Origin of the sequence: Gimesia alba, assembly GCF_007744675.1 — a bacterium.
GTDB lineage: Bacteria > Planctomycetota > Planctomycetia > Planctomycetales > Planctomycetaceae > Gimesia > Gimesia alba.
In genome coordinates this window covers 6,401,576-6,427,127 of the sequence record NZ_CP036269.1, presented here as the reverse complement: position 1 = coordinate 6,427,127, position 25,552 = coordinate 6,401,576, and the positions used below count along the sequence as shown (strand labels likewise).

Annotated in this window: 27 protein-coding genes and 1 pseudogene; 5 read left to right on the top strand and 23 right to left on the bottom strand. The window is 50.8% G+C overall.

All coding sequences use genetic code 11. The features are described from left to right. Positions 1–8: 8 nt before the first annotated feature. From Pan241w_RS23955 to Pan241w_RS29940, 10 genes and pseudogenes are all read right to left on the bottom strand, one after another. On the bottom strand, positions 9–290 hold the full coding sequence (locus tag Pan241w_RS23955) for a EutN/CcmL family microcompartment protein (protein ID WP_145220697.1): 282 nt from the start codon (positions 288–290) through the stop codon (positions 9–11). Positions 291–363: 73 nt separating this feature from the next. Continuing rightward, a complete protein-coding gene (locus tag Pan241w_RS23950) occupies positions 364–1,794 on the bottom strand; it encodes an aldehyde dehydrogenase EutE (protein ID WP_145220695.1) in 1,431 nt (476 codons plus the stop codon). A gap of 68 nt (positions 1,795–1,862) precedes the next feature. Next, positions 1,863–2,381 carry a hypothetical protein gene (locus tag Pan241w_RS23945; RefSeq protein ID WP_145220693.1) on the bottom strand — a complete coding sequence of 173 codons (519 nt, stop codon included), beginning with the start codon at positions 2,379–2,381 and terminating at the stop codon, positions 1,863–1,865. A 26-nt stretch (positions 2,382–2,407) separates the two neighbouring features. Beyond that, positions 2,408–2,719, bottom strand: a complete 312-nt coding sequence (locus Pan241w_RS23940) for a EutN/CcmL family microcompartment protein (protein WP_145220691.1) — start codon at positions 2,717–2,719, stop codon at positions 2,408–2,410. Between the two features lie 50 nt (positions 2,720–2,769). Then, positions 2,770–3,960 carry an acetate/propionate family kinase gene (locus tag Pan241w_RS23935; protein ID WP_145220689.1) on the bottom strand — a complete coding sequence of 397 codons (1,191 nt, stop codon included), beginning with the start codon at positions 3,958–3,960 and terminating at the stop codon, positions 2,770–2,772. 100 nt (positions 3,961–4,060) lie between these two features. After that, entirely contained in the window at positions 4,061–4,330 is a 270-nt protein-coding gene (locus tag Pan241w_RS23930; RefSeq protein WP_145223494.1) for a BMC domain-containing protein, read from the bottom strand. A gap of 139 nt (positions 4,331–4,469) precedes the next feature. Then, positions 4,470–4,769 (bottom strand): BMC domain-containing protein, encoded by a 300-nt coding sequence (locus Pan241w_RS23925; protein ID WP_145220687.1) that lies wholly within the window; start codon positions 4,767–4,769, stop codon positions 4,470–4,472. Positions 4,770–4,874: 105 nt separating this feature from the next. After that, positions 4,875–5,585, bottom strand: coding sequence for a phosphate propanoyltransferase (gene pduL / locus Pan241w_RS23920; RefSeq protein ID WP_145220685.1), 711 nt, complete (start codon positions 5,583–5,585; stop codon positions 4,875–4,877). A 56-nt stretch (positions 5,586–5,641) separates the two neighbouring features. Further along, positions 5,642–6,184, bottom strand: a complete 543-nt coding sequence (locus Pan241w_RS23915) for a DeoR/GlpR family DNA-binding transcription regulator (RefSeq protein WP_232107497.1) — start codon at positions 6,182–6,184, stop codon at positions 5,642–5,644. A gap of 51 nt (positions 6,185–6,235) precedes the next feature. Further along, positions 6,236–6,397 (bottom strand): annotated as a pseudogene (locus tag Pan241w_RS29940) (DeoR family transcriptional regulator); the annotation flags it as partial. A gap of 552 nt (positions 6,398–6,949) precedes the next feature. Here Pan241w_RS29940 and Pan241w_RS23910 point away from each other — a divergent pair. After that, positions 6,950–8,482 carry a TolC family protein gene (locus Pan241w_RS23910; RefSeq protein ID WP_198000112.1) on the top strand — a complete coding sequence of 511 codons (1,533 nt, stop codon included), beginning with the start codon at positions 6,950–6,952 and terminating at the stop codon, positions 8,480–8,482. A gap of 47 nt (positions 8,483–8,529) precedes the next feature. Further along, positions 8,530–9,891 carry a multicopper oxidase family protein gene (locus Pan241w_RS23905; RefSeq protein WP_145220681.1) on the top strand — a complete coding sequence of 454 codons (1,362 nt, stop codon included), beginning with the start codon at positions 8,530–8,532 and terminating at the stop codon, positions 9,889–9,891. A 24-nt stretch (positions 9,892–9,915) separates the two neighbouring features. Here the strand turns inward: Pan241w_RS23905 and purN are convergent, their stop codons facing one another. Both purN and Pan241w_RS23895 read right to left on the bottom strand, forming a co-directional pair. Further along, positions 9,916–10,569, bottom strand: coding sequence for a phosphoribosylglycinamide formyltransferase (gene purN / locus Pan241w_RS23900; RefSeq protein WP_145220680.1), 654 nt, complete (start codon positions 10,567–10,569; stop codon positions 9,916–9,918). A 33-nt stretch (positions 10,570–10,602) separates the two neighbouring features. Further along, positions 10,603–11,544 carry a hypothetical protein gene (locus tag Pan241w_RS23895; RefSeq protein WP_145220678.1) on the bottom strand — a complete coding sequence of 314 codons (942 nt, stop codon included), beginning with the start codon at positions 11,542–11,544 and terminating at the stop codon, positions 10,603–10,605. 381 nt (positions 11,545–11,925) lie between these two features. Between Pan241w_RS23895 and trxA the strand changes: the two genes are divergently transcribed. Then, positions 11,926–12,252, top strand: a complete 327-nt coding sequence (gene trxA, locus Pan241w_RS23890; RefSeq protein WP_145220676.1) for a thioredoxin — start codon at positions 11,926–11,928, stop codon at positions 12,250–12,252. Positions 12,253–12,441: 189 nt separating this feature from the next. Further along, positions 12,442–14,475, top strand: coding sequence for a coiled-coil domain-containing protein (locus tag Pan241w_RS23885; protein ID WP_145220674.1), 2,034 nt, complete (start codon positions 12,442–12,444; stop codon positions 14,473–14,475). 18 nt (positions 14,476–14,493) lie between these two features. On the opposite strand, the gene Pan241w_RS23880 is transcribed toward Pan241w_RS23885, so the two are convergent. The 10 genes from Pan241w_RS23880 to Pan241w_RS23835 form a co-directional block, all read right to left on the bottom strand. After that, positions 14,494–14,682, bottom strand: coding sequence for a hypothetical protein (locus tag Pan241w_RS23880; RefSeq protein WP_145220672.1), 189 nt, complete (start codon positions 14,680–14,682; stop codon positions 14,494–14,496). Between the two features lie 241 nt (positions 14,683–14,923). Then, positions 14,924–15,337 (bottom strand): VOC family protein, encoded by a 414-nt coding sequence (locus tag Pan241w_RS23875; protein WP_145220671.1) that lies wholly within the window; start codon positions 15,335–15,337, stop codon positions 14,924–14,926. Positions 15,338–15,368: 31 nt separating this feature from the next. Further along, a complete protein-coding gene (gene mqnE, locus Pan241w_RS23870) occupies positions 15,369–16,514 on the bottom strand; it encodes an aminofutalosine synthase MqnE (RefSeq protein WP_145220669.1) in 1,146 nt (381 codons plus the stop codon). Positions 16,515–16,624: 110 nt separating this feature from the next. After that, positions 16,625–17,488, bottom strand: coding sequence for a UbiA-like polyprenyltransferase (locus Pan241w_RS23865; protein WP_145220666.1), 864 nt, complete (start codon positions 17,486–17,488; stop codon positions 16,625–16,627). 135 nt (positions 17,489–17,623) lie between these two features. After that, positions 17,624–18,439, bottom strand: coding sequence for a DUF1570 domain-containing protein (locus Pan241w_RS23860; protein WP_145220665.1), 816 nt, complete (start codon positions 18,437–18,439; stop codon positions 17,624–17,626). Positions 18,440–18,552: 113 nt separating this feature from the next. Then, on the bottom strand, positions 18,553–18,882 hold the full coding sequence (locus Pan241w_RS23855) for a hypothetical protein (RefSeq protein ID WP_145220663.1): 330 nt from the start codon (positions 18,880–18,882) through the stop codon (positions 18,553–18,555). A gap of 121 nt (positions 18,883–19,003) precedes the next feature. Continuing rightward, complete coding sequence (fmt, locus tag Pan241w_RS23850) at positions 19,004–20,005, bottom strand: methionyl-tRNA formyltransferase (RefSeq protein WP_145220660.1); 1,002 nt, start codon at positions 20,003–20,005, stop codon at positions 19,004–19,006. Between the two features lie 138 nt (positions 20,006–20,143). Further along, positions 20,144–20,734 (bottom strand): peptide deformylase, encoded by a 591-nt coding sequence (gene def / locus Pan241w_RS23845; RefSeq protein ID WP_145220658.1) that lies wholly within the window; start codon positions 20,732–20,734, stop codon positions 20,144–20,146. Positions 20,735–21,011: 277 nt separating this feature from the next. Then, positions 21,012–21,308, bottom strand: coding sequence for a hypothetical protein (locus Pan241w_RS23840; protein WP_145220656.1), 297 nt, complete (start codon positions 21,306–21,308; stop codon positions 21,012–21,014). 85 nt (positions 21,309–21,393) lie between these two features. Continuing rightward, complete coding sequence (locus Pan241w_RS23835; protein WP_145220654.1) at positions 21,394–22,404, bottom strand: hypothetical protein; 1,011 nt, start codon at positions 22,402–22,404, stop codon at positions 21,394–21,396. Between the two features lie 631 nt (positions 22,405–23,035). Here Pan241w_RS23835 and Pan241w_RS23830 point away from each other — a divergent pair. Then, positions 23,036–23,980 (top strand): sugar nucleotide-binding protein, encoded by a 945-nt coding sequence (locus Pan241w_RS23830; RefSeq protein ID WP_198000111.1) that lies wholly within the window; start codon positions 23,036–23,038, stop codon positions 23,978–23,980. Between the two features lie 76 nt (positions 23,981–24,056). Here Pan241w_RS23830 and Pan241w_RS23825 read toward each other — a convergent pair whose 3' ends face one another. Then, positions 24,057–25,490: a DUF1501 domain-containing protein gene (locus Pan241w_RS23825; RefSeq protein ID WP_145223492.1), complete on the bottom strand. Its 1,434-nt coding sequence runs from the start codon at positions 25,488–25,490 to the stop codon at positions 24,057–24,059. Positions 25,491–25,552 lie beyond the last annotated feature (62 nt).

Sequence of the window (25,552 nt, the reverse complement as noted above, 5' to 3'; positions counted from 1 at the left end):
CGTTGTAATTAACTTTGTTTTGAATTTGATGATTCGCTATCAATAACACCCATTGTGGCCCAGCGAATGGGGGTATTGTTGGTTCCCACCATTTCCCGTACCGCGGCTCCGTCTGAAGTGAGCAGGACGGTATCGCCTTTGCCGCACCCCAGTTCGTCGATGACCAGCTCAGGAAATCCTTCTGCGTTGCCTTGGATGTCGAGTGTTTGCACCAGCAATAGTCGCCAGCCGGCAAGACTGGGATGTTTTGCCGTTGCGGTTGCTCGTCCTATGACTCGTCCTGTCAACATATGAATTTCATTCCTGAGGCGGTAATCTGCTGTTTTGTAGAGAGAACTACGGTCCTGTCCACGTTCTGTTGTATTATATGACTCTGAAATGCCCCACAGTCGTAGAACGACGGAAGCGTGTAAATGTCATCGGATTGGTGACTCCTTCTCCGGTCGGCGTTGCGATACTGAAGGACCCATAACCTTCGCCGCCGTTCCCCAGAGCAGCACCGCAAGGACCATTCTGCACGAACAGCGTGGTATCCATGATGCGGCCCATTTTGGTGATCGTTTCAATATTTCGTGAGTGGATCATGCTGGTGTGTCGGAATCCGTGTTCGAATTCTTTGGCCAGTTCGATTCCGTGATCGGCATTGCGGCAGCGAATGAAGGGCACGAACGGCATCATTTGTTCTTCGGGCACGAACGGGTTGTTCGTGTCGGTTTCGCCGTAGAGTAACTGTGTACCTGCAGGAACGCTGACGCCGATCATACCGGCCAATACGGATGCATCTTTGCCGATCAGATCGCGATTGAGTACTGCGTGTCCGCCCGGTTCTGTCGGAGGCGAGAATGCCAGTGATGTCAGTTGCGCGACCTGTTGATCGTTCAACTGATATCCGCCATGCCGTCCCATAGCGGACATCAGTTCGTTGAAGATGCTGTCGACGGCGAAGACCTCTTTTTCGCCGATACACAGCAGGTTGTTATCGTAAGCCGCTCCGATGATGATCGATTTGGCCGCATTCTCCAGGTCCGCTGTTTCATCGACAACGACGGGCGGGTTACCCGGACCAGCGACAATGGCTCGTTTCTTGGCAGCCAATGCGGCACGAGCCACACCAGGTCCACCGGTAACGCACAGCAAAGGCACGCCGCGATGATTGAAGATGGCATCGGCGGATTCCAGCGTGGGAGTTCCCAAAATCGTGACCAGGTTTTGTAAGCCGGTTGCCTGATAGATGGCTTGATTGAAACGTCGAACTCCTTCGCAGGCGATTTTGGCTCCGCCGGGATGCGGATTGACGACCAGTGTATTACCGGAGGCAACCATGTTAATGAAGTTACAGGCTAGTGTGGGCAGGCTGTGTGTGACGGGAGTGATGGCCCCGATGACGCCGAAGGGAGCGTATTCAGTCAGGCTGACTCCGTTATCACCGGAGACGGCTTCCGTCTTCATGAATTCCATGCCGGGAATACTTTTGATTAAGTGCAGCTTTTCAATTTTATGATCGAGACGACCGATTTTGGTCTCTTCCAGTTCCATGCGGCCCAGTTCTTCGGCCTGCGTATCACAGATCTGACGCACAATTTCGAGTGCTTTGGCCCGGTTTTCCAGCGAGGAGTTGAGCAGTTGTTTCTGTGCATCGTTGGCCGCAGCGACAGCCTGGTCAACACAGCTGAAGACACCCCAGTCACCATCATGCTGTGGTGTGGAGGAAGCGGAACCATAGCCGCCTCGATTATTGAGTTGTGATAACACTTCCTGTACGACACTGCGAATGGCTTCTTCTGTCGTCTGCATAATCTATTTCTCCCCGAGTTGTCTGGCTGTGAGACAAAGCTCAAGCCGCCGTCTCAGTCTTTTGAATTTCAGTTTTGGTGTTCCAGGTTATAGTTTTCCATCTGGTTGCGAATCCATCCGTCCAGTTTTGATTTCGTTGGTATCGACGCAATCATGACCAGCAGTAAAATGCCGACCGCTACAATAGAGAGTATCTGGCTTTCTACCATGAAGACCACGAGATTGAACATTGCGGCTCCTTCCAGTAATGCCAGTCCGATAATCATGCGGGTCATGAAGGTCGCATAGAATCTTCCCAGCATCTGTTCTTCATCCTGATTTCCTTCTGCCTGTGCTGCTTGCATTGTTTGCTTAAACAGGTTGCGAGCAACCAGATTCGGGACAAACGTACGCAGTACCAGCATCAATGCTGACATCGCGATTCCCAGATAGGTGATGATTGATAAACCGTCACCCGGTTCTACATCCAGCCCCTTGAACCCAGCTATGATGCCAAACGTAACCACACCGATAATCATCGCAATCCAGATGATAAACATCACTCGGATTTGCTGCTCCGGATTTAGTTGTTGTGGTTGATTTGTCATCGTTCGATTCCTGTTCAGAACGCTCATTAATCCTTCGAGTTAAAAATCTCTTTTGAATTCACGTGGACCTGATCGACGATGCCGATGATGGCGGCGTCGATGGGTAGTGTTTTGGTTTCGGGTGTGAAGCGGGCTGATGACCCCTGTACACACAAGACGATTTCACCCTGCCCTGCTCCCACGGTATCGACGACGATAAACGATCGTCCGGTGGGAGTCAGATCACTCTGGTCTTTTTCGTTGACTCGCAACGGTTCGACAATGAACAGTTTCTGCCCGACCATCGTTTCGACTTTCTGAGACGAAACGACGCTTCCGGTAATACGTCCTATAAACATCGAACCAACTCCTGTAAAATCCTGAAAAGGATACTTATTCTCTGCGGGCGTTACGAACGCCCTTCGATGGTTTCTACTGTCTGCCGTCCAACCACAATTTCCTCATTGGTCGGTACGACCCAGATTTGCACGTTACTGTCGTCCGCCTGAATTTGTGCCTCATCTGAGGCTGACTTGTTCCGTTCGGCATCCAGACGAATTCCCGCCCATTCCAGGTTGCTGCAAACTTTTTCTCTTAAACTTACGCTGTTTTCACCGATTCCACCCGTGAAAACAATCGCATCGGCGCCGCCCAGTACCGTCAGGTAGGCTCCCAGGTAATGCCGGATTGCAGAGTGAAACACGCCCAGAGCCAGTTGCGCCCGTTCGTGTCCATTGGCAGCCGCTTCTTCCAGATCGCGACAGTCGCCACTCAATCCGCTCATGCCTAACAGGCCTCCCTTGCTCGACAGGTCTTCCAGAAGTTCCGCCAGAGATTTTCCGGTGGCCTTCATTAAGACAGGCAGAGCAAACGGATCAAAATCACCCACACGATTATTGTGCGGCAATCCTGTCTGGGGACTCATTCCCAGACTGTTGGCTTTGGAAACACCACCTTGCATGGCACACAAAGAGCTACTGCCTCCCAAGTGACAGGAGATGACCTTCAGATCGTCTTTGCCGGTGAGTTCAGCCATACGAGAGCCGATATACCGGTGACTGGCACCATGAAATCCCCAGCGTTTGACTTCGTATTCTTCCTGCCATTCAAAGGGAATGGCGTAGGTACGATTTTCCGGCGGGATAGTTTCATGGAAGGCGGTTTCCAATGCGGCAACAAGCGGAATTTCAGGGAATGCCTGACGCAGTTGTCGCATGGCCCGGGCATACGGAGGGTTGTGAGCAGGTGCAATATCTGCCAGCGCCTCCATCTTGGTCAGTAATTCTTCATCTACCAGACGAATGCCACTCAAGTTTCCGGCAAAGACCGCTTTGAATCCAATTCCGGCAACTTCATCGGCTGACTCGAGACAGCCCCATTCGGGGTTGGTCAATTGAGACAGACACAAGTTGACGGCGGCTGCATGGTCGGGCACATTTTGTTCGTGCTCTTCCCGATGCTCACCAATTTCCACGAAACAATGACTCTGTTCGCCGCCGATCCGATCAATGCCGCCGCGTGCAAGCTGCACTTCTGCGGGCATATCGAACAAGCGATATTTGAAACTGGTAGAACCTAAATTGGCGACAAGTACTTTCATTGCAGGAATCCATTCTGTGACTTAGAGACTGGTGTTTCGACTTCCGTTTCTCCGATCAGCACTGGATGTGATGACCGGAAAGAACCAACAGTACGTTCTCTTAGATAAAGTTAGACATCAGACCTTCAGAGGGGCGTGCGATCACGTGAGCGCCAACCAGTTCTCCGATTTGAGAAGCAGCAGCAGCACCAGCGTCAACGGCTGCACGAACTGAGCCGATATCCCCTTGAATGACTGTGGTGATAAATGCACCGCCGATTTGAATCTGGTCAACCAGAGTCACGTTGGCAGCTTTGAGCATGGCGTCGGATGCTTCGATTTGAGCAACCAGACCTTTAGTTTCAATAAGACCAATAGCTTCAGAACTCATTTTGTCCTCGATCTGTTTAGTTGTGATGGGTTGAGCTGATTTGCCTGTTGCTTCATACCAGTTGAACGTCAGCTGGTTATGATCATCGTCGTTACGATCAGTTTCAGGAATTTCAGCCGTCAATGTTCATAACCCGTAATTATTTCTTTGCAGCAGAAGTTTTACCTGGCAGAACGTTTGCCAGTTCTTCGTGAGGACGTGGAATGACCTGAACGCTCACGACTTCGCCTACTTTGCTGGCAGAAGCAGCACCGGCGTCGACAGCAGCTTTGACAGCAGCAACGTCACCGACAACAAATGCGGTTACCAGACCACTACCTACTTTTTCCCAGCCAATCATCTGTACGTTGGCCGCTTTCAACATTGCATCGGCGGCTTCAATCAGGCTGATCAGCCCTTTTGTTTCCACCATTCCCAGGGCTTCCATTGCTTTCGCCATGAGTCAGTTCTCCTTTTTAGAGATAGTTAAGAAAAAAACAGTTCGTTCGTTATGCAGAACCAGAAGTTGATTCTGCTACAAGAGTCAATTCGCCGATCACGGGGATCAGCTATGTTTGCATTTACACGTTTCCGGGACATACAGTTTCACGGAGCTTGCATGGTCCAGATCGACAGCGTTGCCTTCATCGGTATCGATGTGGACTTCGAGTTTGACTTCGGGGTTTTCACGCACGACGACGTCTTCCAGAACGGTCGTGCAACCTGCCGATTCAATTCTCAGATGTAAATTATCACCGTTAGAGCAGCCGTAGTAAGCACAGTCGGCGGGAGACATATGTACGTGGCGGGCAGCACGGATGACGCCGAATTCTAATTCAACAACGCCTTTGGGACCCATCAGCACACAGCCGGGCGTGCCTTTGAGGTCGCCACTAATGCGAATGGGAACTTCGAGGCCCAGTGAGATCGTGTCGGTAAAAGCGAGTTCCACCTGAGTATCACCCCGGCAGGGTCCTAAGACGCGCACGTTAGGAATCATCCGGCGGCGGGGACCGACGACGGCGACGGTTTGAGTCGCAGCGAAGTATCCTTCCTGGTACAGATCTTTCTGAACTTCGAGCTCAGCTCCTTTGCCGAAGAGGACTTCCAGGTGTTCCTGTGAAAGATGAATGTGCCGGGCGGAGATATTCACCACCAGCGGGTTCGGGGCAGACGAAGGTGCGGTAGCAGGGCCTGCTCCAAGTTGTTGTGATAAAGCCTGGCGAACCAGTTGTTCTACCTGCGAGCGTGAGATGGAATTAGAAAGTTGTGTCATAATATCAGATCTCAATTTTTCGAATTGAATGAGTAAACTCTACCGGAATGGGATGCTTATGTTTCTACAATCGTTAGTTCGATGCCTGCGTCCTGGATGACGGTTTTCCATTCCTCCGTGATGCCGTCATCAACGACAATGTGGTCGACTGTATTCAGCGGGCATAAATAAGCCAGTGCCGAGTGGCCGAATTTGGTGCTGTCTGTCACAACGATTACTTCTTCTGCTGCTTCAAACATTTGCTGTTCTGTTTCCACCAGTAACATGTTGCTGTTGTATAGTCCGCCTTCTGTAATGCCGCCGACACTGATAATGAGCCGTCGAACATGGACACTCTTCAGTGAGTCAACTGCTGTCTTGCCTAATGCGACTCCCGTTTTGGGGAATAGGAATCCCCCGATCAACATCAAATCAATTTGTGGCTGATTCACCAGCAGATTGGCAATCGGCAGTGAATTTGTGACAACCTGTAATTGTTTTCCCGCCAGTTGCCGGGCGACTTCCAGTGTGGTGGTCCCTCCATCCATCAGCACTGCTTCACCGGGAGAGATCATGTCAGCCACAGCTTTAGCAACCTGCCTTTTTTGCCTGGATGACATAAAGGACCGATCTTCAAATGTAGCTAAAGACTCTCCACTATAAGCAGCCCCACCACGGGTTCGTCGAATTTGACCGATTCCGTCAAGATACTCCAAATCCCTCCGAATGGTAGATTCAGAGGCACCCACAGAATCCATCAAATCCACAAGAGACACAAATCCCTTGTTTTCAACAATCTTTAGGATGCTTTCCCGTCTTTCGTCAAGCAACATTGACATGCAAACTCCTCCTGAGACGATATAATTCCCTAAAGAATATGCCTTACAAAGCGCTGACATTCAATCAATATTTTCAAAATACCCCTATAAACTTTCAAAATCAATCAAAATCTGTCAGTTGTTTTGAATTTTCCTAAAAGCTTCATCTTACCTAAAGAAAATATTCACTTTAGGACGGAATTCGGTAAAGTTTCGCCAAATCACCTGGCTTGAAGAGGATGGAGCCCTGTTGAGAAGCAGAATCGGAGGTTCGCCTTCCTCTCACCAAAGTGGCCCGCTTTTCTTTCTTCTCCGATTCGGATATCCGGATTTTCTCTTTCTGAAGCTAAACCTAAACTCCATTTCCTCTTGTGTCACTGCCTGTGATTGGTCCGGCATAATCGGAATATGTCGGTTTTCCTGATTGATCGGGTTGCCGTCGTTCTGATCTGACGTCTGTAGTGGTTTTGAGCAAAACACTGCACCGCGAGAAACTCGTTTCGCCGATGAACAGACTATGACTGCGCGATAGGAATGCGCACGTGTAAAGCCGACAGGGAGGTCGCGGTGAAACGGGAAATTTCGATAGCCGTATCGGCAGTGATGGTGATTGCCAGTGGTTGTGCCACGGGGCCGGAACATCACGCTTCGAAGTCGCAGGATCTGAAGCAGAGTGTAGACCGCGTCTCGGCGATAGAAGAAAAGCCGTACCGTCTTGCACTTGAAGACGACGATGATTTTACCGCACCCAAACAGCGTTCCGAGTCAACGACGCGTCAAGTCGATCATGAAGAAGAGATCGCGCTGCCGTTAACGCAACCGGAGTCAATTCTGTTGCCGGCTCCTGATGAGAGTCTGCCCACACCATCGAGCGAACATGACGTGGTGATGTCATTGGAAACACTCGAACAAATGGCGCTGTCGAACAATCCCACATTGATCCAGGCGATGGCGCAGGTGGATGCCGCCTCGGGAGCCGCTTATCAAGCGGGACTTTATCCCAATCCGGTGGTCGGGTATGCCAGTGATCAGATCGGGATCGAAGGGACGGCGGGTGAATTGCAGGGCGCCTATGTTTCTCAGGAATTTGTTACAGCGGGAAAACTGCAACTCAGTCGTGCGAAATGGTCACAGGCGGCCTGCATCGCAGAGACCAATCTTTCCGCTCAATATGATCGTGTACTGAATGATGTGCGGATTCATTTCTATAAAACGTTGGCAGCACAGCAGCATGTGGAACTTCAAAAGCAGTTGTTGGCCAACGCGAAAGATAATATGCAGACCCACAAGGAAATGCTCAATCTGGGGCAGACCAATATGGCAGGGTTTCTGCAATCGGAAGTGGATCTGAGCCAGAATCAGTTAAACTTGCAAAAGGCGGAAAACAATCTGGAACGGGCGTGGCGGAATCTGATGGCGATGGTGGGGACGCCGGATCTGCTCCGTTCTACTTTGAGTGGGTCACTGGAACCGACCGAAGAAAAACTGGACTGGGATTCCGCGTTTCATCATTTGTTGCAGAACAGTCCCGAGCTGATCGCTGCCGGAGAAAAGATTCATCACGATGAAATCACTGTTGAGCGCGAACGCGTTCAGTCAATTCCCAATATTCTGGTCGACGTCGATTTTGGTCACAACTTTGAAACGGACAACTCTGTGGCGGGGGTGACCGCCGGAATTGCGTTGCCGATTTTTGATAACAATAGTGGAACCATCGATCAGGCACAGGCGGATCTGAATCGATCGCGGGCGGATGTGAAACGGCTGGAATTAACCTTGAGTATGAAGCTGGCTGAGAAGTACCGTGACTACCAGACGGCCTGGCAGCATATTCAGGCATATCAGAATGAGATGTTACCCAAAGCCAGACGGGCTCACGAGCTACTCTATGAAAGTTATTTCAAGCGGCGGGCGGCCTGGCTGGATGTGTTGCTGGCGCAACGACGTAGTCTGGAGCTGCAACAGCAGTATGTCGATGCACTACTGGCATACCGCGAAACGGATATTGTGATTCGAGGCATGTTGTTGACGGGGGGATTAACCCAGCCTCCCGCTCCCCTCAGCGGTGGACATATCGACGCGGTTCCGAAGCCACGCTAAGGATGACGCGGGACGAATGAAATTAATTATTGGATGAAAGAGGAATCATGGTGACTCCCAACGATCGCAGAGAATTTCTGGTCAAAGGTGCGGCTGCGACCGCCGGTCTGTTTGCCGCCGGTACGGTCATGGGGCAACAGGCTGAAACAGCGAAAGCGGATGCAGCCTCCCAAGCAGGCCCTGGAGTCGATGACGGATATCCCCGGATGCATCCCGGCCTGGGTGGGCCAATCGGCAGTCCGACGGATCGGGGTAAGCTTGTTCCCGGTCTTCGCGCGCCGGGTTTGACGCCCGTGAATGTCATTGCCCCCGATTTGCCAACGACGTTCGGGAAAATTGTTGATGGGGCGCGGGAGTTTCATCTGCGTGCGATGCCGGTGCGCCGCGAGGTTTTACCGGGCATCTGGATGGACGCCTATGGTTACAATGAACAGTTTCCGGGGCCCGTGCTCGAGATGTACCAAGGGGAACGGGTACGGATTATTTTCAAGAATGAACTGCCAGAGGCGACCACGCTGCATTCGCATGGAATGGAGTTGCCGGTCTATATGGACGGGATTCCGGCGGTGACTCAGAATCTGGTCAAGCCGGGTGAGACGTTCGTGTATGAATATGATGTGCATCAGGAAGGCAGTTACTTCCTACATCCTCATGTCGCAATGCAGGAAGCGATCGGGATGGTGGTCCCGTTTATCATTCATCCCAAGGTTGCTTTTGAGCCCACCGTCGATCGGGATTTCGTATTGATGACGCAACAGTTTTCCATGCTGCCGAATACCAGTATTCCTGATACGACGTCGATGGACTGGAACTTTCTGACGATCAATGGTCGTTGTGGCCCTTACACAACGCCGCTGGTCTGTAAGCTGGGGGAACGCATTCGCATTCGGTTTCTGAATTTCAGCACGCTGCATCAGCATCCGATGCACTTGCACGGTCATACCTTCTGGGTCACTGCAACAGAGGGGGGCCGCATACCGGAGTCGGCGTGGATTCCTGGCAATACGGTGATTGTGGGTGTCGCGCAATCGCGCGAGGTGGAATTAGTCGCAAACAATCCGGGAGACTGGGTGATGCACTGCCATATGTTCCACCACATGATGAATCATATGGTGACACAGGTCGGACCCATCGTGCGCGATAATAAAAACAAAGCCGGTTTTGAAGTGCCCGGATTCCCACAGATGATGTCGAGCGCGAAACTGACGCCGGAAGACGTGTATAAACTGACAAGTCGTCGAGAGACACAAGGGATGCGGGAAGGCTGGTACCATGGCGTGCATGGATTGTTTACCGTACTTCGCGTGCTACCGCCGGAGCTGTATGACAAAGTAATGTACACGAACGATCCGATTCCGCCGAATTCGAGCAACCCCTTCGGTCCGCCTCCGGGAAGTCAGAAGCTTTAGGTCGAGAAAAATTGGCAGTGGAGTTTACTCTTCGATGACGGCGCGGCGATCGACGATTTTGATTTTGCCTGCGGCGAAAAGTCGGATGACGTGGGGGTAGAGCTCACATTCGGCCTGGAAGACATTGGCGGCGACTTCGTCGGGAGTGTCGGTCCCTTTGACGGGAACAGCACTCTGGCCGATGATGGGACCGTGATCGTATTCATTATCCGCGAAATGCACAGTACAGCCGCTGACTTTGACGCCGCGTGCGACGACCGCTTCATGAACTTTATGGCCGTAAAAGCCGTGTCCGCAGAAGGCGGGAATCAGGGCCGGATGAATATTCATCACACGATACTGGAAGTCATCGGGGATATGGATCAGTGACAGAAAACCAGCCAGTGTAACCAGATCGGCTTCGGCTTCGCGGCAGAGGTCAAAAATCGCGCTGCTGAAGTCATGTGTGTTTTCAAAATCGCGGCGTCTGATCACTTCGCTGCGCAGACCGGCGGCTTCAGCTTTGGCGACTCCGCCGCAGTCGGGGCGGCTGGCGATAACCAGCGGAACCTCAATATTCAGTTCGCCGGCTGCTTTTTTTTTCAGAAAGTTTGTGAGTGTTGTTCCGCCGCCGGAAATCAGAACGGCCAGTTTAAGTGGACGGTTCAGGACAGGAGCGAGAGTGAGATCCGCGTTCATACTAGTGATGCAATATTCTTTTAAAGAGGACGTTTATTCCGGCGTTTTGTCGTCGGTTTTGGGTTCTGGCTTCGATTCTGTTTTTGGTTCTGATTTGGATTCCGCCAATGGCTTTGATTTTGATTGAGAGGGAGCGGACTGTGACTCCAGTTGGTTGAAACTGACTTGTTCTTCGCTGGTTTGCAAGCGTGACTCTCTGAACTGTTTATCTTTCTGACTGGCTTTCCACATCGCGAAGGCAACGCCGGCAATCAGGATGATCAGCGTACCCGCCAGGATTTGAGAGAAGAGTTGACTGCCTTGTTCATCAACGACCGGGGGATTCCATTCGAGTTGTTTCGCTAAAATTAAGGGAGCAACCCGTGTCGTATCCTGGGCATTATAAACGTACATTTTGAAGAGGTAGCCGGTGATGGAAACGTGATCGATGACATCGGTCCCTTTGGGCAGTCCGTCTTTCAGTGCGGGGGGCACTTCGGTGCAGATGACGACAGTCGGGTTTTGTTGTGAGTCGTCGGTAAACAGCCAGGCTTCGTAAAGTGTTTTGATGCCATACTCATTTTTTTCGGCCGGATAATGAATCAGCTTGCGTACCCGTCCGGTTAAGGTGACCAGCCTGCCTTTATAGCGATCACTGTTTTTAAAGAGATCCGGAAAGACCGGGAATTTCAAATTGGGATGCTCTTTAAAGGTTTTGAGTTCTGCGCGTCTTTGTTGCAGGTTGAACTGGGCGGCCTGTTTCTGGTCTTCCAGACTGGTTTCGCGGAGATGCTTGAGGACGTCGTAGTAGAGTGCTTTTTCCTCGGCCCGGATGCCGAACTGGTATTTATCTTCAACTTCATTAAACAGCGAGGGGGCGAGTTGATCCGGAAAAGGCTTAAAAGGGTCTTCGGTTGCCTCGTCGGCGTGTGCTGGAATGGGAGCGAGGGCGCTGATGAGTGCTGCCAGTAACAGAGATTTGATGTACGAGTGCATAATCCGCTCCCAGAGGTTCTGTCATTAAGTTCTTTAATATAAGACGATTATGACAATTGTGTGGTGTCCCTATTTTGTCGAGAGAGACTCAGTTTGTCGAGTTTAAAATATTTCGATGCGCGATGTACCGCGTGGCGTAATCCCTTATTTCATAAGAGTTTTTGTCATTTGCCGCTTCGTAGAGAGCATTGACACAATATACAGGATCTCTATAATTCTCTACAATTGCAATGAGAAGCGAAGCAATTTTGTTCTTGATTTCCATTGGGTTAGCGCGATCCTGGAATAGGGAACCGATGTCATTGCAGGGTAGTCGAAGCGATTTTCTCTGCTTTTTTCAATCGAGTATATCGAATCCAATTGTAACGGAGACAACCAGTAATGGCTGAAAATGTCCTGGAATTCACTGATGCGAATTTCCAATCTGAAGTAATTGAAGCGTCGGAACCAGTTTTAGTTGATTTTTGGGCTCCCTGGTGTGGTCCTTGTAAAATGATGATGCCGACCATCGAAGAAATTGCCAGCGATTATTCAGGCCGGGTTCGTGTGGGAAAGTTGAACACGGATGAAAATCCGGGCGTGGCTTCCTCCAATAACATCAGCGCCATTCCCACCGTGATGCTTTACAAAAATGGCCAAGTTGTTGAAACGTTCGTGGGTGTGACTCCCAAAGAACGCTTTTCTGCATCTCTTGACAGCCAGTTATAATCGCAATTGAAATTGTGATTTGAATAAATAGTGGGCAGAGGATGGTCTTCAATCCTTCTCTGCCCTTTTTAACGTTTAACTGATTCGTTTGAACTCAAGTGCGAAGTGATTTTGAGGAATGGGATTCCTCATTTTTGTGCTTGCGGCAGACGACAAAGCGAGACGCTTTTCAGGGAAAGGAATCCCGGCATGAGCGATGAAACCAAGCCTGAGCAGAAAATAGAGTCCCCTTCTCCGTTTGCGGGTATCCGACCGTCGAGCGACGATTTATCTGGCTCTCAGCCGCTTTCCAGTCCCCAAGGCGTCGAACGCCGGGCTGACGCTCCCCACACTTCGCAGGCACCCATTCCACAGAATGAAGCTTCGTCTTTCAGTGCGCAGAAGCAGGCAGCGCTTGAAGAAAGTCTCTCTTTTGCAGCGGTTGCTGCCGAAACGCAGACACAAGGGGCGACGGAATCAGGTGCTTCTTTAACGGGCGCTGAGCTGTTATCGCAGGCGGGTGAAATTGCCAATTATCTGAAATCGCAGTTTGCTGAAATCAGCCGTCGAGAGCAGACGCTGAACAGTCAATTGAGTGAGCTTGATAATGAGCGACGCAAAATTCGGATGTGGGTCGGTCAGATTGAGGAGCAGTATGACGAACGCGAAGCCAGCGTACGCGAGAAAGAAACAGAGTTAATTCGCAAAGCGGTGGAGTGCGAAAAGCTGGCGAAAACTGTGCAGCACGAGCAGGAGAAAGTCTTCGATGCTCAGGATGCGCTGGAGCTGGAACGCAGTGAAATGCGAGATCAGATTCTGATTGAATTTGCCCAGCAGCGGGAAGCCCTGGAGCGTCAGCGTCTGGACTTAAATCAGGAACGGGACCGAATTCGTGAGGATGTTCTGTCTTCACTGTCTGATCAGCGGCGCGACCTGGAACACGCTCAGGAAGAGTGGCGGGGCGTGAAGCAGACCGAGTTGGACCATCTGAAACGAGAACGTGAGATTCATGAAACCGCGATTCGAAAAGTAGAAGAAGAACTCGCTTCTCGCAAAGAGAAATTTGAGCTGGAGCTGAAAACACAAAAAGCGGAGTGGGAGTCAAAAAAACAGGCAGAGCTGGAATCGCTGGAATCGCAAAAGCGAGACTTTGTAATTCGTTCTGAAGAGATCGAACACCAGCTGACAATTCAGCGCGAGGACCTGCAGCGCGAATACAGTTCCCGGGAAGAACAGTTTGAACAGAAGCGTACGCTGATCGAGAACCGAATCAAGTTTCAGGAGAATCACCTGCTGCGGTTGAGAAAGCAGGTCGAGCAGGAACAGCATGAATTCCAGCGGCAGCAGCAGATCCAGCAACAGCAGCACGAACAGAACGAACGGATTCATCTGTTGCGAATGAAACAGCTTGATCGGTTCCGGGACTTATTACATCAGCGCGAAGAGTCTTTGAGTCGTGAACGGACGTTGCATTTAGAACTGCGGCGTAAGGTCGAACGCCAGGAACTGAATCAGGCGCAGCGGATGACGCAAGAATATGAGTCCTGGAAAAAAGACCGCGACGCACAAAAGGCTGAACTGCGTCGTCAGCAAGACATGTTAGCATTGCATGCTGAAAATCTGGAACGCCGTCGCGAACGATTGGATACATTAAGGGCTGAAGTGGAAGAGACGCATCGCGGTACCTTGGAAATGCGTCTGGCTCTTGAGGAAGGTTGGGCACAACTGACTCAGGTGGAAGGTGAAGAAGCGGCTCGCGAGCGATTGGAGAAAGCCAGAGATGCTCTGGCTACGCATTACCGTCAGTTACGTGAATCTCTCTCGGTGGAACGGCAGGAACTGGATCATTCTCAAGAAGTATTTCATCGCCATCGTGATGAATTTCGACAGGAGCGTCAGGATCTTTCTGAATGGATTGCCGAGCGCGACGAACAATTACGATTGCGCAGCGAACAGTTGCGATTTGAAGCAGAGCAGATGTCGATTCGGGATGCGGCCTGGGATCAGAATCGGGAAACTTGGCTGCAGGAAAAAGTGCATGCTGAACTGATTATTCGTGAACTGCTACAGCAGTTGACTGATCTGACCGGGAATGAAGAGATGGTCGATGAGGCGGCATTATTATCCAAACCCAAACCGATTGATTCACCAATCGAAGCGTTATCTGATACACAAATGGATGAGTTTGTGGATCAGCAAGTGGAAACAGATACTCCGGAAACGGAGCTTGATTCAGAAGCTTGAGACGTGCCTGATTTGCGCTTATCGCAGGTCTTTCCAGGCATCCCAGCAGAGAAACAGAACCAGAGCGGCTGAGATGAGAAACATGATATCCATCATCGTGCTGCCTCGGAACGGGATGCCAATAATGATATCCACCAGAGCGAGAACAGCCACCAGTCCGGAAACGGCCATTGAGCCCATGATCATTTTTTTGGGTGCATCCGTCATTGCGATCCCTGTCCCTCTCTACTCGTTCTTAAAGCGGTATGGTTGTTGGAAGTCAGTCTGAGCTGCAAATTCTTAAAAACAGAGCCAATGAAGACTCTTTTTTAAGTATACCGTATCATCTGGTGGAATTTCCAGTCGATTCTGCTGCTTGTGAGTGGTTAACTTTTCCTGGCTCTGTGCCCTGCTGAACGAATACCTGAAAAACCGTTAAAATGCTGATATCCGGAGCAGGTTTGGGGGCTCATGAGAGTGAGCAGAGCTCGATAATGTGGCCGTCCGGGTCATTCACAAAGGTTTGGGTGGCACCATCGGGCCGCGATTTGGGAGGCGAAACGATGGGAATTCCCCGACTGACGGCTTTCTCGTAGGCTTGTTTTGCATCGTTGACTTGAAACGCAAAATGATGGGTGCGCGTGTTCTGATCAGGGTCGAGATTCCCGGCTTTTCCTGATTGATCGTGTTCGAGGATCAGGTGAATCTGCTGATCTCCGATTTGAAACCAGTGCCCTTCAAATGAGAACCCCGGTCGAGGAACATGTTCCATTCCCAGGAAATCAACGTAGAACTGACGGGAGGCTTCCAGATCTTTCACGACCAGTGTGATGTGGTCAAACGACTGGACCTGAATCGAGTCAGTAACGGCAGAATCGGTCATAGTGGGTCTCTCCTGTTTTGAAATCAATCACTCACGAAGCGGCGGAGGTCAGAATTGGTTCGCCTACGCTCCAGTCAGCGCCCTCTCTGACGATATGTCGATAGAGTGTGTCGCGTTCAACGGGAATCCGGCCGGCTTCGTTGATCAGACGGTGTAATTGTTCGACTGTTAAGCCTTCAGGCGTTTTGGCCCCGGCGTCGTGGTAGATCAGTTCATGAACCACGGTCCCGTCCAGGTCGTCGGCTCCGAAGCTCAGTGCTGTCTGTGCGGTCTTTTCGCCGAGCATGATCCAGTAGGCTTTGATGTGGTCAAAGTTATCGAGCATGATGCGTGACAGGGCAATCACTTTCAGGTCCATCAGTCCCGATGGTTTATGGATTTCTGACATGCCTGTATTTTCCGGATGGAATGCCAGAGGAATGAATGTCTGGAAGCCGCCGGTTTCGTCCTGTAATTCTCGCAAGCGGCAAAGGTGATCAATGCGGTGTTTTGCCTGTTCATAGTGGCCATAGAGAATGGTGGCGTTACTTCGCAGGCCGAGGTTGTGGGCTTCGCGATGCACTTCAAACCAGGTTTCTGAGTCGGCCTTGTGCTCGCAAATCTGCTCACGCACTTCGGGGTGGAAGATTTCCGCCCCTCCGCCGGGCATACTGGATAGGCCGGCTTCCATCATCTGCTCCAGAACCCAGCGTGTCGGTTTTTTGGTCATAAAGCTGAACCAGTTGATTTCCACGGGCGTCCAGGCTTTGATGTGCAGCTCGGGATATTCTTCATGAATCACGCGAACCACATTCAAATACCAGTCAAACTTTTTCTGGTGGTGCAGGCCTCCCACGACGTGAATTTCCGTTGCACCCGTGGCGCGGGCTTCCTGAACACGTTCGCGGATCATATCGTCAGTGAAAGTGTAGCCGCGGGGTGATTTCAGGTCGGCCCGGAATGCACAGAACTTGCAGCGATAGACGCAGACGTTGGTCGGGTTCAAATGGATGTTGGTATTATAAAACGCAAAGTTGCCGTTTTTGCGTTCGCGAATCTGATTGGCCAGTCCGCCCAGCGTCAGAATATCGACTTTCTCATCCAGAAAAACGCCTTCATCAAAACTGATGCGTTCGCCGGCTTCGACTTTGCGGGTAATGAGATCCAACTGTTGTTGTTCGGTTTGATTCAGATTCATCAGACTGACTGTTGATTCTTTATTGCTTATTCAGGTGTTCAAATGAGTTCGTTGCGAGCCTAAAGAGGACGCAACGGGAGACACCGTTCATTATTACGATTCAGGCCCGCTTATGCGAGCCAGACATCGATCAATCCCACAAAGAACAAACCAATACTGATGACGGCGTTCACATGAAAAAACGCGAGATTGACGCGTCCCAGATCATCGGGATTGACCAGCAGGTGTTCGTAAATCAACAGTCCCGCGACAGCGAGGACCGCAATCAGAAAGGGAATTCCCAGTGCTGCGACGTACCACAGGCTGAACAGGCAGACTATGGTCAACGCGTGGCTGAGCATGGCGAAGCGGAGTGCTTTTCTGATGCCCCAGCGTGAAGGAATGCTGGAGAGCCGGGTTTCCTGATCGAAATGGACATCCTGACACGCGTAAATAATGTCGAACCCACCGACCCAGAAAAAAACGACCAGCCCCAGCAGAACCGGTTCCAGTGAGAGACTGCCGCGGATGGCGATCCAGGCGGCCAGCGGCGAGAGCATCAAAGCAGCGGAAAGCCAGTAATGGCACCAGATTGTAAAGCGTTTTGCGTAGGAATAGCCGAGCAGAAACAGCAGGACCGGAACGGACAGATACAGGGGCCAGCGATTGGGCAAGAACAAAAGCGTCGAGGCGATGAATGCCAGCGATGTCAGCAGAGTAAAAAAGAATACCGTGCGGACGCTGATCAGACCGGCGGGGATGTGTCGGCCTTGGGTGCGGGGGTTCTGGGCGTCGATATCCCGATCAACGAGTCGGTTAAATGCCATCGCAGCGGAGCGGGCAAAGAGCATGCAGAGCAGGATGCCGACCAGTTCCTGCCAGCGAACCGTTTGGCCGCGCCAGGCCAGCACTGCAGAGAGCAGTGCAAACGGGAGTGCAAAAATGGTATGGCTGAATCGAATCAGTTCCAGCAACAGGCGCAGTCGGGCCAGCATCTCATTTATCCAGTATCACGGGGACGTCGTCCAGTTGAGGGCATACTTAACTGCTGCATCTTAGCTGATTGGCAGACATCGCCCAAGTCAGCAGGGCGCGAAACTGTTAGCACGCTGCGGGAAAGATGATGCGACTTAGCGCGAGGGGAACGTGTTCAACGAGGCGACGTAGTTCACAAACCGCTGGTCAACGCCCGGGATATCGCGGGGCAGTCGTGCGCTGAGTTCTTCGGGGTTGTTGTTGGTTTTCAGTTCTGCCAGATATTCGAGCAGTGTGTCTCGCGTTTCCGGTGTGCTGTTCAACATGAAGTGCACCCAGGCCCAGGCTTCCTGGTAATCGACCCGCTGCATCTGAGAAACTTTTTCGAGTTGTTCGAGTCGTTTCATATCGGGTTTCCAGCCGTTATTCAGTGCGGTGGAAAGCCGCGAAGCATGATCGCGATTAACTTGTCCGGGCGTATTGCCGGCGACTTCAAAGTATTCTGCCAGTCCTTCATCAAGCCATAAGGGAACGGTTTTCAAGCTGGCATGAAGCAGACCGTGCGTGAATTCGTGCCGCAGGTCTTCCTGAATGCGTTCACCCCAAAATGTGTAGACTGCTAATTCCTTGGGCGTTCCCACGAAGTAGGCACGGCGGGGAGGCAGACCCGGATAGGTTGTATCCAGATAATTGCGATATTCTTCCTGATTGGTGAAGAGGTAGACGGTGACCTGTTCGCTGTTGAGTGGAATATTCAACGTGGCGGCGACATCTTCACGTAGCTTGATCAGATCCTGAAACAGCTCATGGTCCTGCCCGAGTTTGAAGTCACTCAGCACGATGAGTTGTTCTGCACTCACGCTATGCCGGGCCGGCAGATGCACTGTTTGATTTTTGGCAGCACTACGGCAACCTTGAGTCAACAGCAGGCATAACAACAGACAGAGACTCAAAGTCAGTGCTTTGAGCATTGGCTGAGACTTCCTGTTGGAGGTCCGGTTCGGACTGTTGGTTGCTTGTCGTTTCACAGTTTGAGGTCGTACTCTATTTGCGCGTTGATGGAACTCAAATTTAAGAGTTTGATTTAATATCGTCGGGTTGGAGTCTGTTTATTTTCAGCAGAACGTTTTTTAGGGGCACTCTGAAACAGGCCGTCGAAAAATCCTTTCGACGCTGATTGAATAATGAGATTTCCTTTGCCGTTATCAACCAGGGATTGCGCTAATTTGGGATGGCTCTTCCAGGTGGTTGCTTTCCAGTTTCTGATGTCGGCGTAAGTATCGTGCAGGCCGGCTTGTGACTTGGGGATGAAGAGCCAACCTTCCTTGGATTGAACAACATGAAATTCAAACGCGGCATACATGCCTCCGGCTCCAATCATCATGAAGATTAGAGCCGCGATAATTCGGCGCATCTAATTCACTTCCTTGTGTTTATTAATACTGTATCGCCTCAGTTCAGGGGCGGGATCATCTCAGAAACAGGAAAATGCGGCAAGAGTGAAGTTGCTGATTTGGGAGTGGCTTAGTGTTCACTTACCCTTGCTCTGAAGGTTGGTTTCCAAAGCGGTCGCTGGAGTGGATTTTCCTGCCACACAAAAACTGGCTGGTTTGCATGGGCCGCTTTCCCTGAGGTTGGATCTGTTTTAGTTCTAGAACTCCCTCGCCTGTGTTGATGAGGACTCGTTTCGTGTTGGCGAAGATTACAGTGCCTGGGGCAGAATTCTGAAGTCCCTGGTCGAGATTCAGAGAGTCTATTTGCTCTGTGTTGAGTATTTCTACATCCAAAATCAGTAATCTCAGGGGTTCCTGTTCTGACTGGTGGAGAAATGAGAACGGGTTGGGCCAAGGCTGCATTGCACGGATGTGACACGCGATTTGTGATGCACTCTGGCTCCAGTCGATGGCACCTTCCTGTTTGTCGAGCGTGGGCGCAAAGGTTGCTTCAGTATGATCTTGTGGTGTTTCTTGCAGAGTACCCTGCTCAATTTCCTGGAGTACCTGCAGCGCCAGCGGGGCGGCGAGATCGGCCAGTCTGTCCTGGATTTCTCCCGTGGTTTCTTTGGGGCCGATGCTGGTTTCGACCATCGCGGCGACCGGACCGGAGTCGAGTGCACGTTCGATGCGAAATAGAGAAACGCCGGTTTTGGTTTCCCCGTTCCGAATGGCGTACAGAATGGGGGCAGCCCCACGGTATTTCGGCAGCAGAGAGGCGTGCAGGTTGAAGGCCCCGTATTTCGGGATGTCCAGAAGTTCTTGTGAGAGAATCTGTCCATAAGCGGCGACTAGAAACACATCCGCGTCAAGCTGCCGTAATTCATCCAGCGATTCGGGCGTATTGATTTTGGGAGGCTGAAACACCGGAATTCCCTGTTCAAGTGCCAGTTCTTTCATGGGGTTTTTGTGCCGATGATGGCCGCGGCCTGTTCGATCGGGCTGAGTATATAATCCGAGTACCTGATGTTCCGAATTTATCAGCGCCTGAAATGCGGGAATGGCGAAGGTGCCGGTTCCCATCATGACAACTTTTAAAGGCACGGCGGAGTCTCCTCAAGGCGGGCGATGGACAATTTAATTTCGTCGCAGGCAACCGGGGTATTGTATCAAACTGTTGTGGAGGGCGAAGCGTTTTTTGGACATCTCGAACGGCGAGCCAGTCAGAGTGCGCGATTCAATTTATCCCAGTGCGTCTTCAAGCTGTTGCAGTTGTTTGCGAAGTTCCTCGTCAGACGGGTATTCGCCGGATTCCTGTTTGTGTCGAAATTCTGATTCGAAATCAGCGATGAGTGCGTCCAGTTCGACACGTTTGGCTTCCACCATTCGGTCTGGAAACATGATGCCATCGAGGTGATCGAGTTCGTGCTGGACGGCACGGGCGGCAAGATCATCCAGTGTGATTTCGAACAACTGACCTTCCAGATCATAGGCTTCGACGGTGATCTCTTCGGATCGTTTCACGTCTCCATACACCTGAGGCAGGCTCAGGCAGCCTTCTTCGCCTTCCGTAGTCCCTTTGCGTTTCGTGATTTCCGGATTGATGAATACGAATTCTTCTTCGGTTTCATTTGGATCGGATGTCAGGTTAATCACAAACAGACGATACGGTAGTGCGACCTGATTGGCGGCTAAACCGATGCCCCGCGCTTCGTACATCAACTCAAACATGGTTTTCACGGTATCACGCAGTTCCGGCGAGATACTTTTGATGAGTTTGGATTTCCAGCGGAGTGCAGGATGAGGAAAGTTAACGATTTGTAAAGCAGCCATAATTACAGATACCCGGCGGGGTATGATACTCAGGTAAAGGTCTCAAATAATACACTCGTCTGTCCTACCGAACTGTTCGCGCAGGAGAGAAACCAGACGACGTTATTACCTGTATATCAGGGCTGAACGGGAGATACAATCCATACGTCTGCGTACAATAGCATTGTTGCAGTAATTTTACTGAAATCAAGCCGGGAAAACGTCTGTTTATCCCATCGGCCTGAACCAGGCCGAGACGACAAGAAAACGATAAAAGAGACCTTCTCAAGTATTCCGATTAATACATGGGAAGCGGGTCAAGTGGTGCAGCAGCGGTGGTCGGAACACTTCCTTGAATGACAGGAGCGCTTGCTGTTGACTGATAGGTATCGTATGTGTTGTAAGCTCCCTGTGGTGAATAGGTTGGAGCACCAACGCCACAATTTCCTGAAGAGCATCCGCCACCGCCAAACGGGGCTGGTGCCATTGTGGGACCATAATTACAGCTTCCGCAGCTGCCGTAACGTCCGCATTGACAACCTGTTGTCAGGGAAATTAACGCAAGACCCAGCATCATTAAACCAAAGCGTTTCATTAGAACAATCCTTTTCTACTACAATGTCGCGATCGAAAAATTCAATCGCTGAGAATTAATCTGAGATGTGGAATAGTTAGTGGTATTACGAAGCGACCGAGGTCGCTGGTTTCTTAAAGTCGATGGGAAACAGGCTGGAATTCACGCCAGCCCAGTGTGCAGTAAATCCTCCGGGGTGTCTTTCCGGATTCGCAGCAAACGCAATTGATTCGTCTCTGATTTCATTCACGCCCAACGAGAGTGAGACCGTCGCGGAATGGCGACCTTTCCAGATTTGCAGTCCGGGGTGAAATCCCTGGATGTTTCCTGAAATGATCGTTTCCCAACCAGTGGCTGAATGGCTGATACTCACTGAGAGCTGACGCCTTAAATTCCACCAGCGGAAAAATGTTTCCAGTGAGGTGATCCAGACCAGCGGAATCTGTTTGCGATCCAGGTTGATTTTCTGGAATAGCTGGTTGAGTTCTTCTCGTGAAGGAACCGACGGTAATGAAATCGGCAGTCCCTGTCGGTATCTGCTGACCAGTTCGACGCGTAATTTGCGTTGTGTCTGGCTGTCCGATTTTCCCTGCCAGTCATACTCCGCCTTTAAATGCAACATTTCCAGAGGAACCGTCAGCGGACTCATGACATTGGAAAATTCTCGAAATTCTTTTCCTAAAGCCGATTCGCCATAACAAATGACTCCCTGATATGGATAGGGATAATCTGCCAATCGAATCCAGGCGCCGCCAGTCTGCTGTACTCTTTCTTTGAGTTGATTCACAAAGGCCGAGTTGAACTGTTCGCTGCCAGTATTGGATTTCGTTCCCAATTCATTTTTCGTACGTCCGACGGCCGCTTCACTGGTGAATTCAGAGAGATCAATGATCGGGATTTGACAGTGAGAGAGAGTCTGTAAATCCTGTGCATTGAATGTTTTCTGTGCTCCGACCAGTAACAGGTTCCAGTTCGATGGCTGATAGCCGGCAAGCTGGGCCAGTTCTTCATGGAGTTCAGTGACCGGCAGCCCCATTTCGCGCAATCCGTTTACGACAGGCGTAGCAACCCCTGCTAAAAGAATCGGGTATTCCGGTAAATGACGCGAAACGGACATTTTCTGAAAAGTCTTTATGAGAAGGAATTGTATCAGTGTGTGATTACGTTTCGTACGAAAGGAATCACTGCTGTTTCAACACGAAAGGTAAATTGAATCAATCAGTATGACGGGTAATCAGTGTGGGAGGTGAGTGACAGGCCTGTGGATCAGGCGCAGAGATCACTAATGTGAGGCGGGAAGATATTGCTTTTCAAAAGGCAGGTCAATACGAAAGAAAGGCAATGAAATAAAAAAAAGCGACAAACCTTTAATCTTTTTTCCAATTTGCTTTGGTTTTTTCAAAAAAAATTTCTGGTTTCAGTTCTCACAGGAGCGGATTTTGAGGATGAATCGCTGCTGCCCAGCTATCCAGATACTTGATATGGGTAAAGTATTATAGGTGAAGCGAGTGGAATCGGATCTGAATTTCAAGCCGAAACGGGGTTATGAAATTCTCTTTAAAATTGGGGTTGGTGAAAATCAGGAATGCCAACTATAATCCGCCCCTCACGAAACAAAGGGATTGTTTTGTGAGTTTGATTTCGGAATCGTATTTCTGTCGAAAAGAATAGAAGTACGATTTGGAAATTCAGAGTAAGAACAATGTACTGACTGATATAACAACAACGTCATAGCATGGAGGCGCGGCGTGGAAACAGTTCTGGTTATTGGACTTGATACGGTTGCCGGAGCAAATATTGCAACCTGCTTATCCAGTCGATATCGGGTTGTAGGATTAACTTCAACGACACCGGTTTCCATCCAGGGATGCGAAACTCATACTTATCTGGAAGATGATGTCGAGACAGCCGAGCATTGGTTGTCTCTGGTTCGTCCGCAGTGGGTCGTTTATTGCGGCGTTGCTGCCAACTCTGCCTGGTCGATCGATCCTGACAAAATCTACAAGAACGATCCTGTCGTGGCAGTACGGAATTGGGTGAATGCTGCGGAATTGCATTCGGCCCGTTTTACACACATCTCTTCTGATGCTATTTTTACCGGCCCCTGGATGTTCCATGAAGAGGATTGTTCCGGAGTGTGTGAAAGCGAGCAGGCAGAAATGATTCGCGCCATCGAACGCGAAGTCAGCCTGTGTGATAATACACTGATTATCAGAACGAATGTCTTTGGCTGGACCCCGGCGACTTACGGGGCAGGTGAGCTTGAGAAGCTGGTACAAAGTTTGGAAGCAGGCACCTATTCAAAGCTCGATTGTTATCGCCATGCGACTCCGCTGTTAGCGACGGATCTGGCTGCAATTATTGAACATGCCTATCAGGAACGACTGACGGGCATCTTCCATGTGGCAGGCGGCGAGCGAATCAGCCCTGTTGAATTCGTACAACGACTGGCGGCGACATTTGGATTAACCGTTCCTGTGTTACCGCGTGCGAATGTGCTCAATGAACGTACCACCGGTTTTGCTAATGGTGAGACCTCCTTACACACACGCAAAATTCGTCGTGCTCTGAGCATTTCGATGCCGATGCTGGATGATGGTCTGCAACGACTGTTTGATCAACAACACAACGGATTCCTGAATCGTCTGAACGATGCCCCCGTTCGACAATTCGAGCAGGAAATTGCTGCTTAAAGCAAGCATAAAACTAGAAAACAAAAACCCCTTGCGTGTTCGCACAAGGGGTTTTCTTTTTTTCAGATCTGAATAATCAGGCCAGGATCTTCTTGACGAGTTTCGCCGGATTGACACCGATCAGGCGTTGGTCGAGCCCCTGGAAGCGGAACGAGAGTCGTTCGGGATTTAAGCCGAGCAGATGCAGAATCGTGGCATGCAAATCGTAGACAGGAACTTCGTCTTCGATGACATTGAAACCGAAATCATCAGACCGGCCGATGGTCGTGCCCCCTTTAATGCCGCCGCCAGCCAGCCACATGGTAAAGGCATTGGGGTGATGATCCCGACCGTCGTTGCCCCCCTGCACCATGGGCGTTCGTCCGAATTCGCCGCCCCAGACCACGAGCGTATCTTTGAGCATGCCCCGTTGTTTGAGGTCTTTGATCAACGCTGCGGAAGCCTGATCGGTGGCTTTGCAGTTATTTTTCAAGCCACCCACAAGACCACCGTGCTGGTCCCAGGATTCATGGAATAGCTGGATGCAGCGTACGCCACGTTCGACGAGTCGGCGGGCGAGCAGACAGTTATTGGCGAATGAACTTTTACCGGGCTCGGCACCGTACATTTCGAGGGTCTGTTTTGTTTCCTGGGTAATATCCATCACATCCGGGGCACTGGATTGCATGCGATACGCCATTTCGAAGGAATTGATCCGGGTCGCAATTTCGGGATCGCCAACCTGCTCCAGATGATTCTGGTTCAAGGCTTTTAAGGTATCGAGTGAATCACGCTGTAATTGATCAGAGACACCGGGAGGGTTTTTGAGGTAGAGTACGGGCTCCTGGCCGCCGCGGAACATGACACCCTGATGTACCGTGGGCAGAAAGCCGCTACCCCAGCAGGAACTTCCGCCACTGGGGCCTTTATTACCGGAACTGAAAACAACAAAGCCCGGCAGGTTTTTGGATTCGCTGCCCAGTCCATAGATGGTCCAGGCACCCAGGCTGGGTTTGCCGAAGAGCTGTGAGCCGGTTAATGCCTGAATCTGAGCCGGGGCATGGTTGAAGGCGTCGGTTTTCATACTTTTGACGATGGCGAGATCGTCAACGACTTCGGACAGATGCGGCAGGATCTCCGAGAGTTCCGCACCGCATTTGCCGTGTTTTGCAAATTTGAATTTGGGGCCCAGAAATTTCGAGTTGGGATTGATAAACGCGGCTCGATAGCCTTTGAGGAGTTCTTCGGGGGGCAATTTGCCGTCAAATTTCCCCAAGACCGGTTTGTTATCGAACAGTTCCAGATGGCTGGGGCCTCCGCCCATAAACAGGAAGATAATATTCTTCGCTTTGGGGGCGTGGTGCGGCTGCCGGGGCGCTAAGGGATCTTCAATATCACCGGTTTTTGCGGGAGCCGCGTAGCCGGATTCCTGTAACATCTGCTGCAGGGCGATGGCTCCTACGCCGACGCCGCATTGTTGCAGAAACCAGCGTCGCGCGATGGGGTGGGCCGGGTGTTGATTTTGGTTCATCATGTTTTACCTGTGTTATCGTAGCAGCAAAATAACTCTGTTTTAGAGAGAAAAGTACTTCT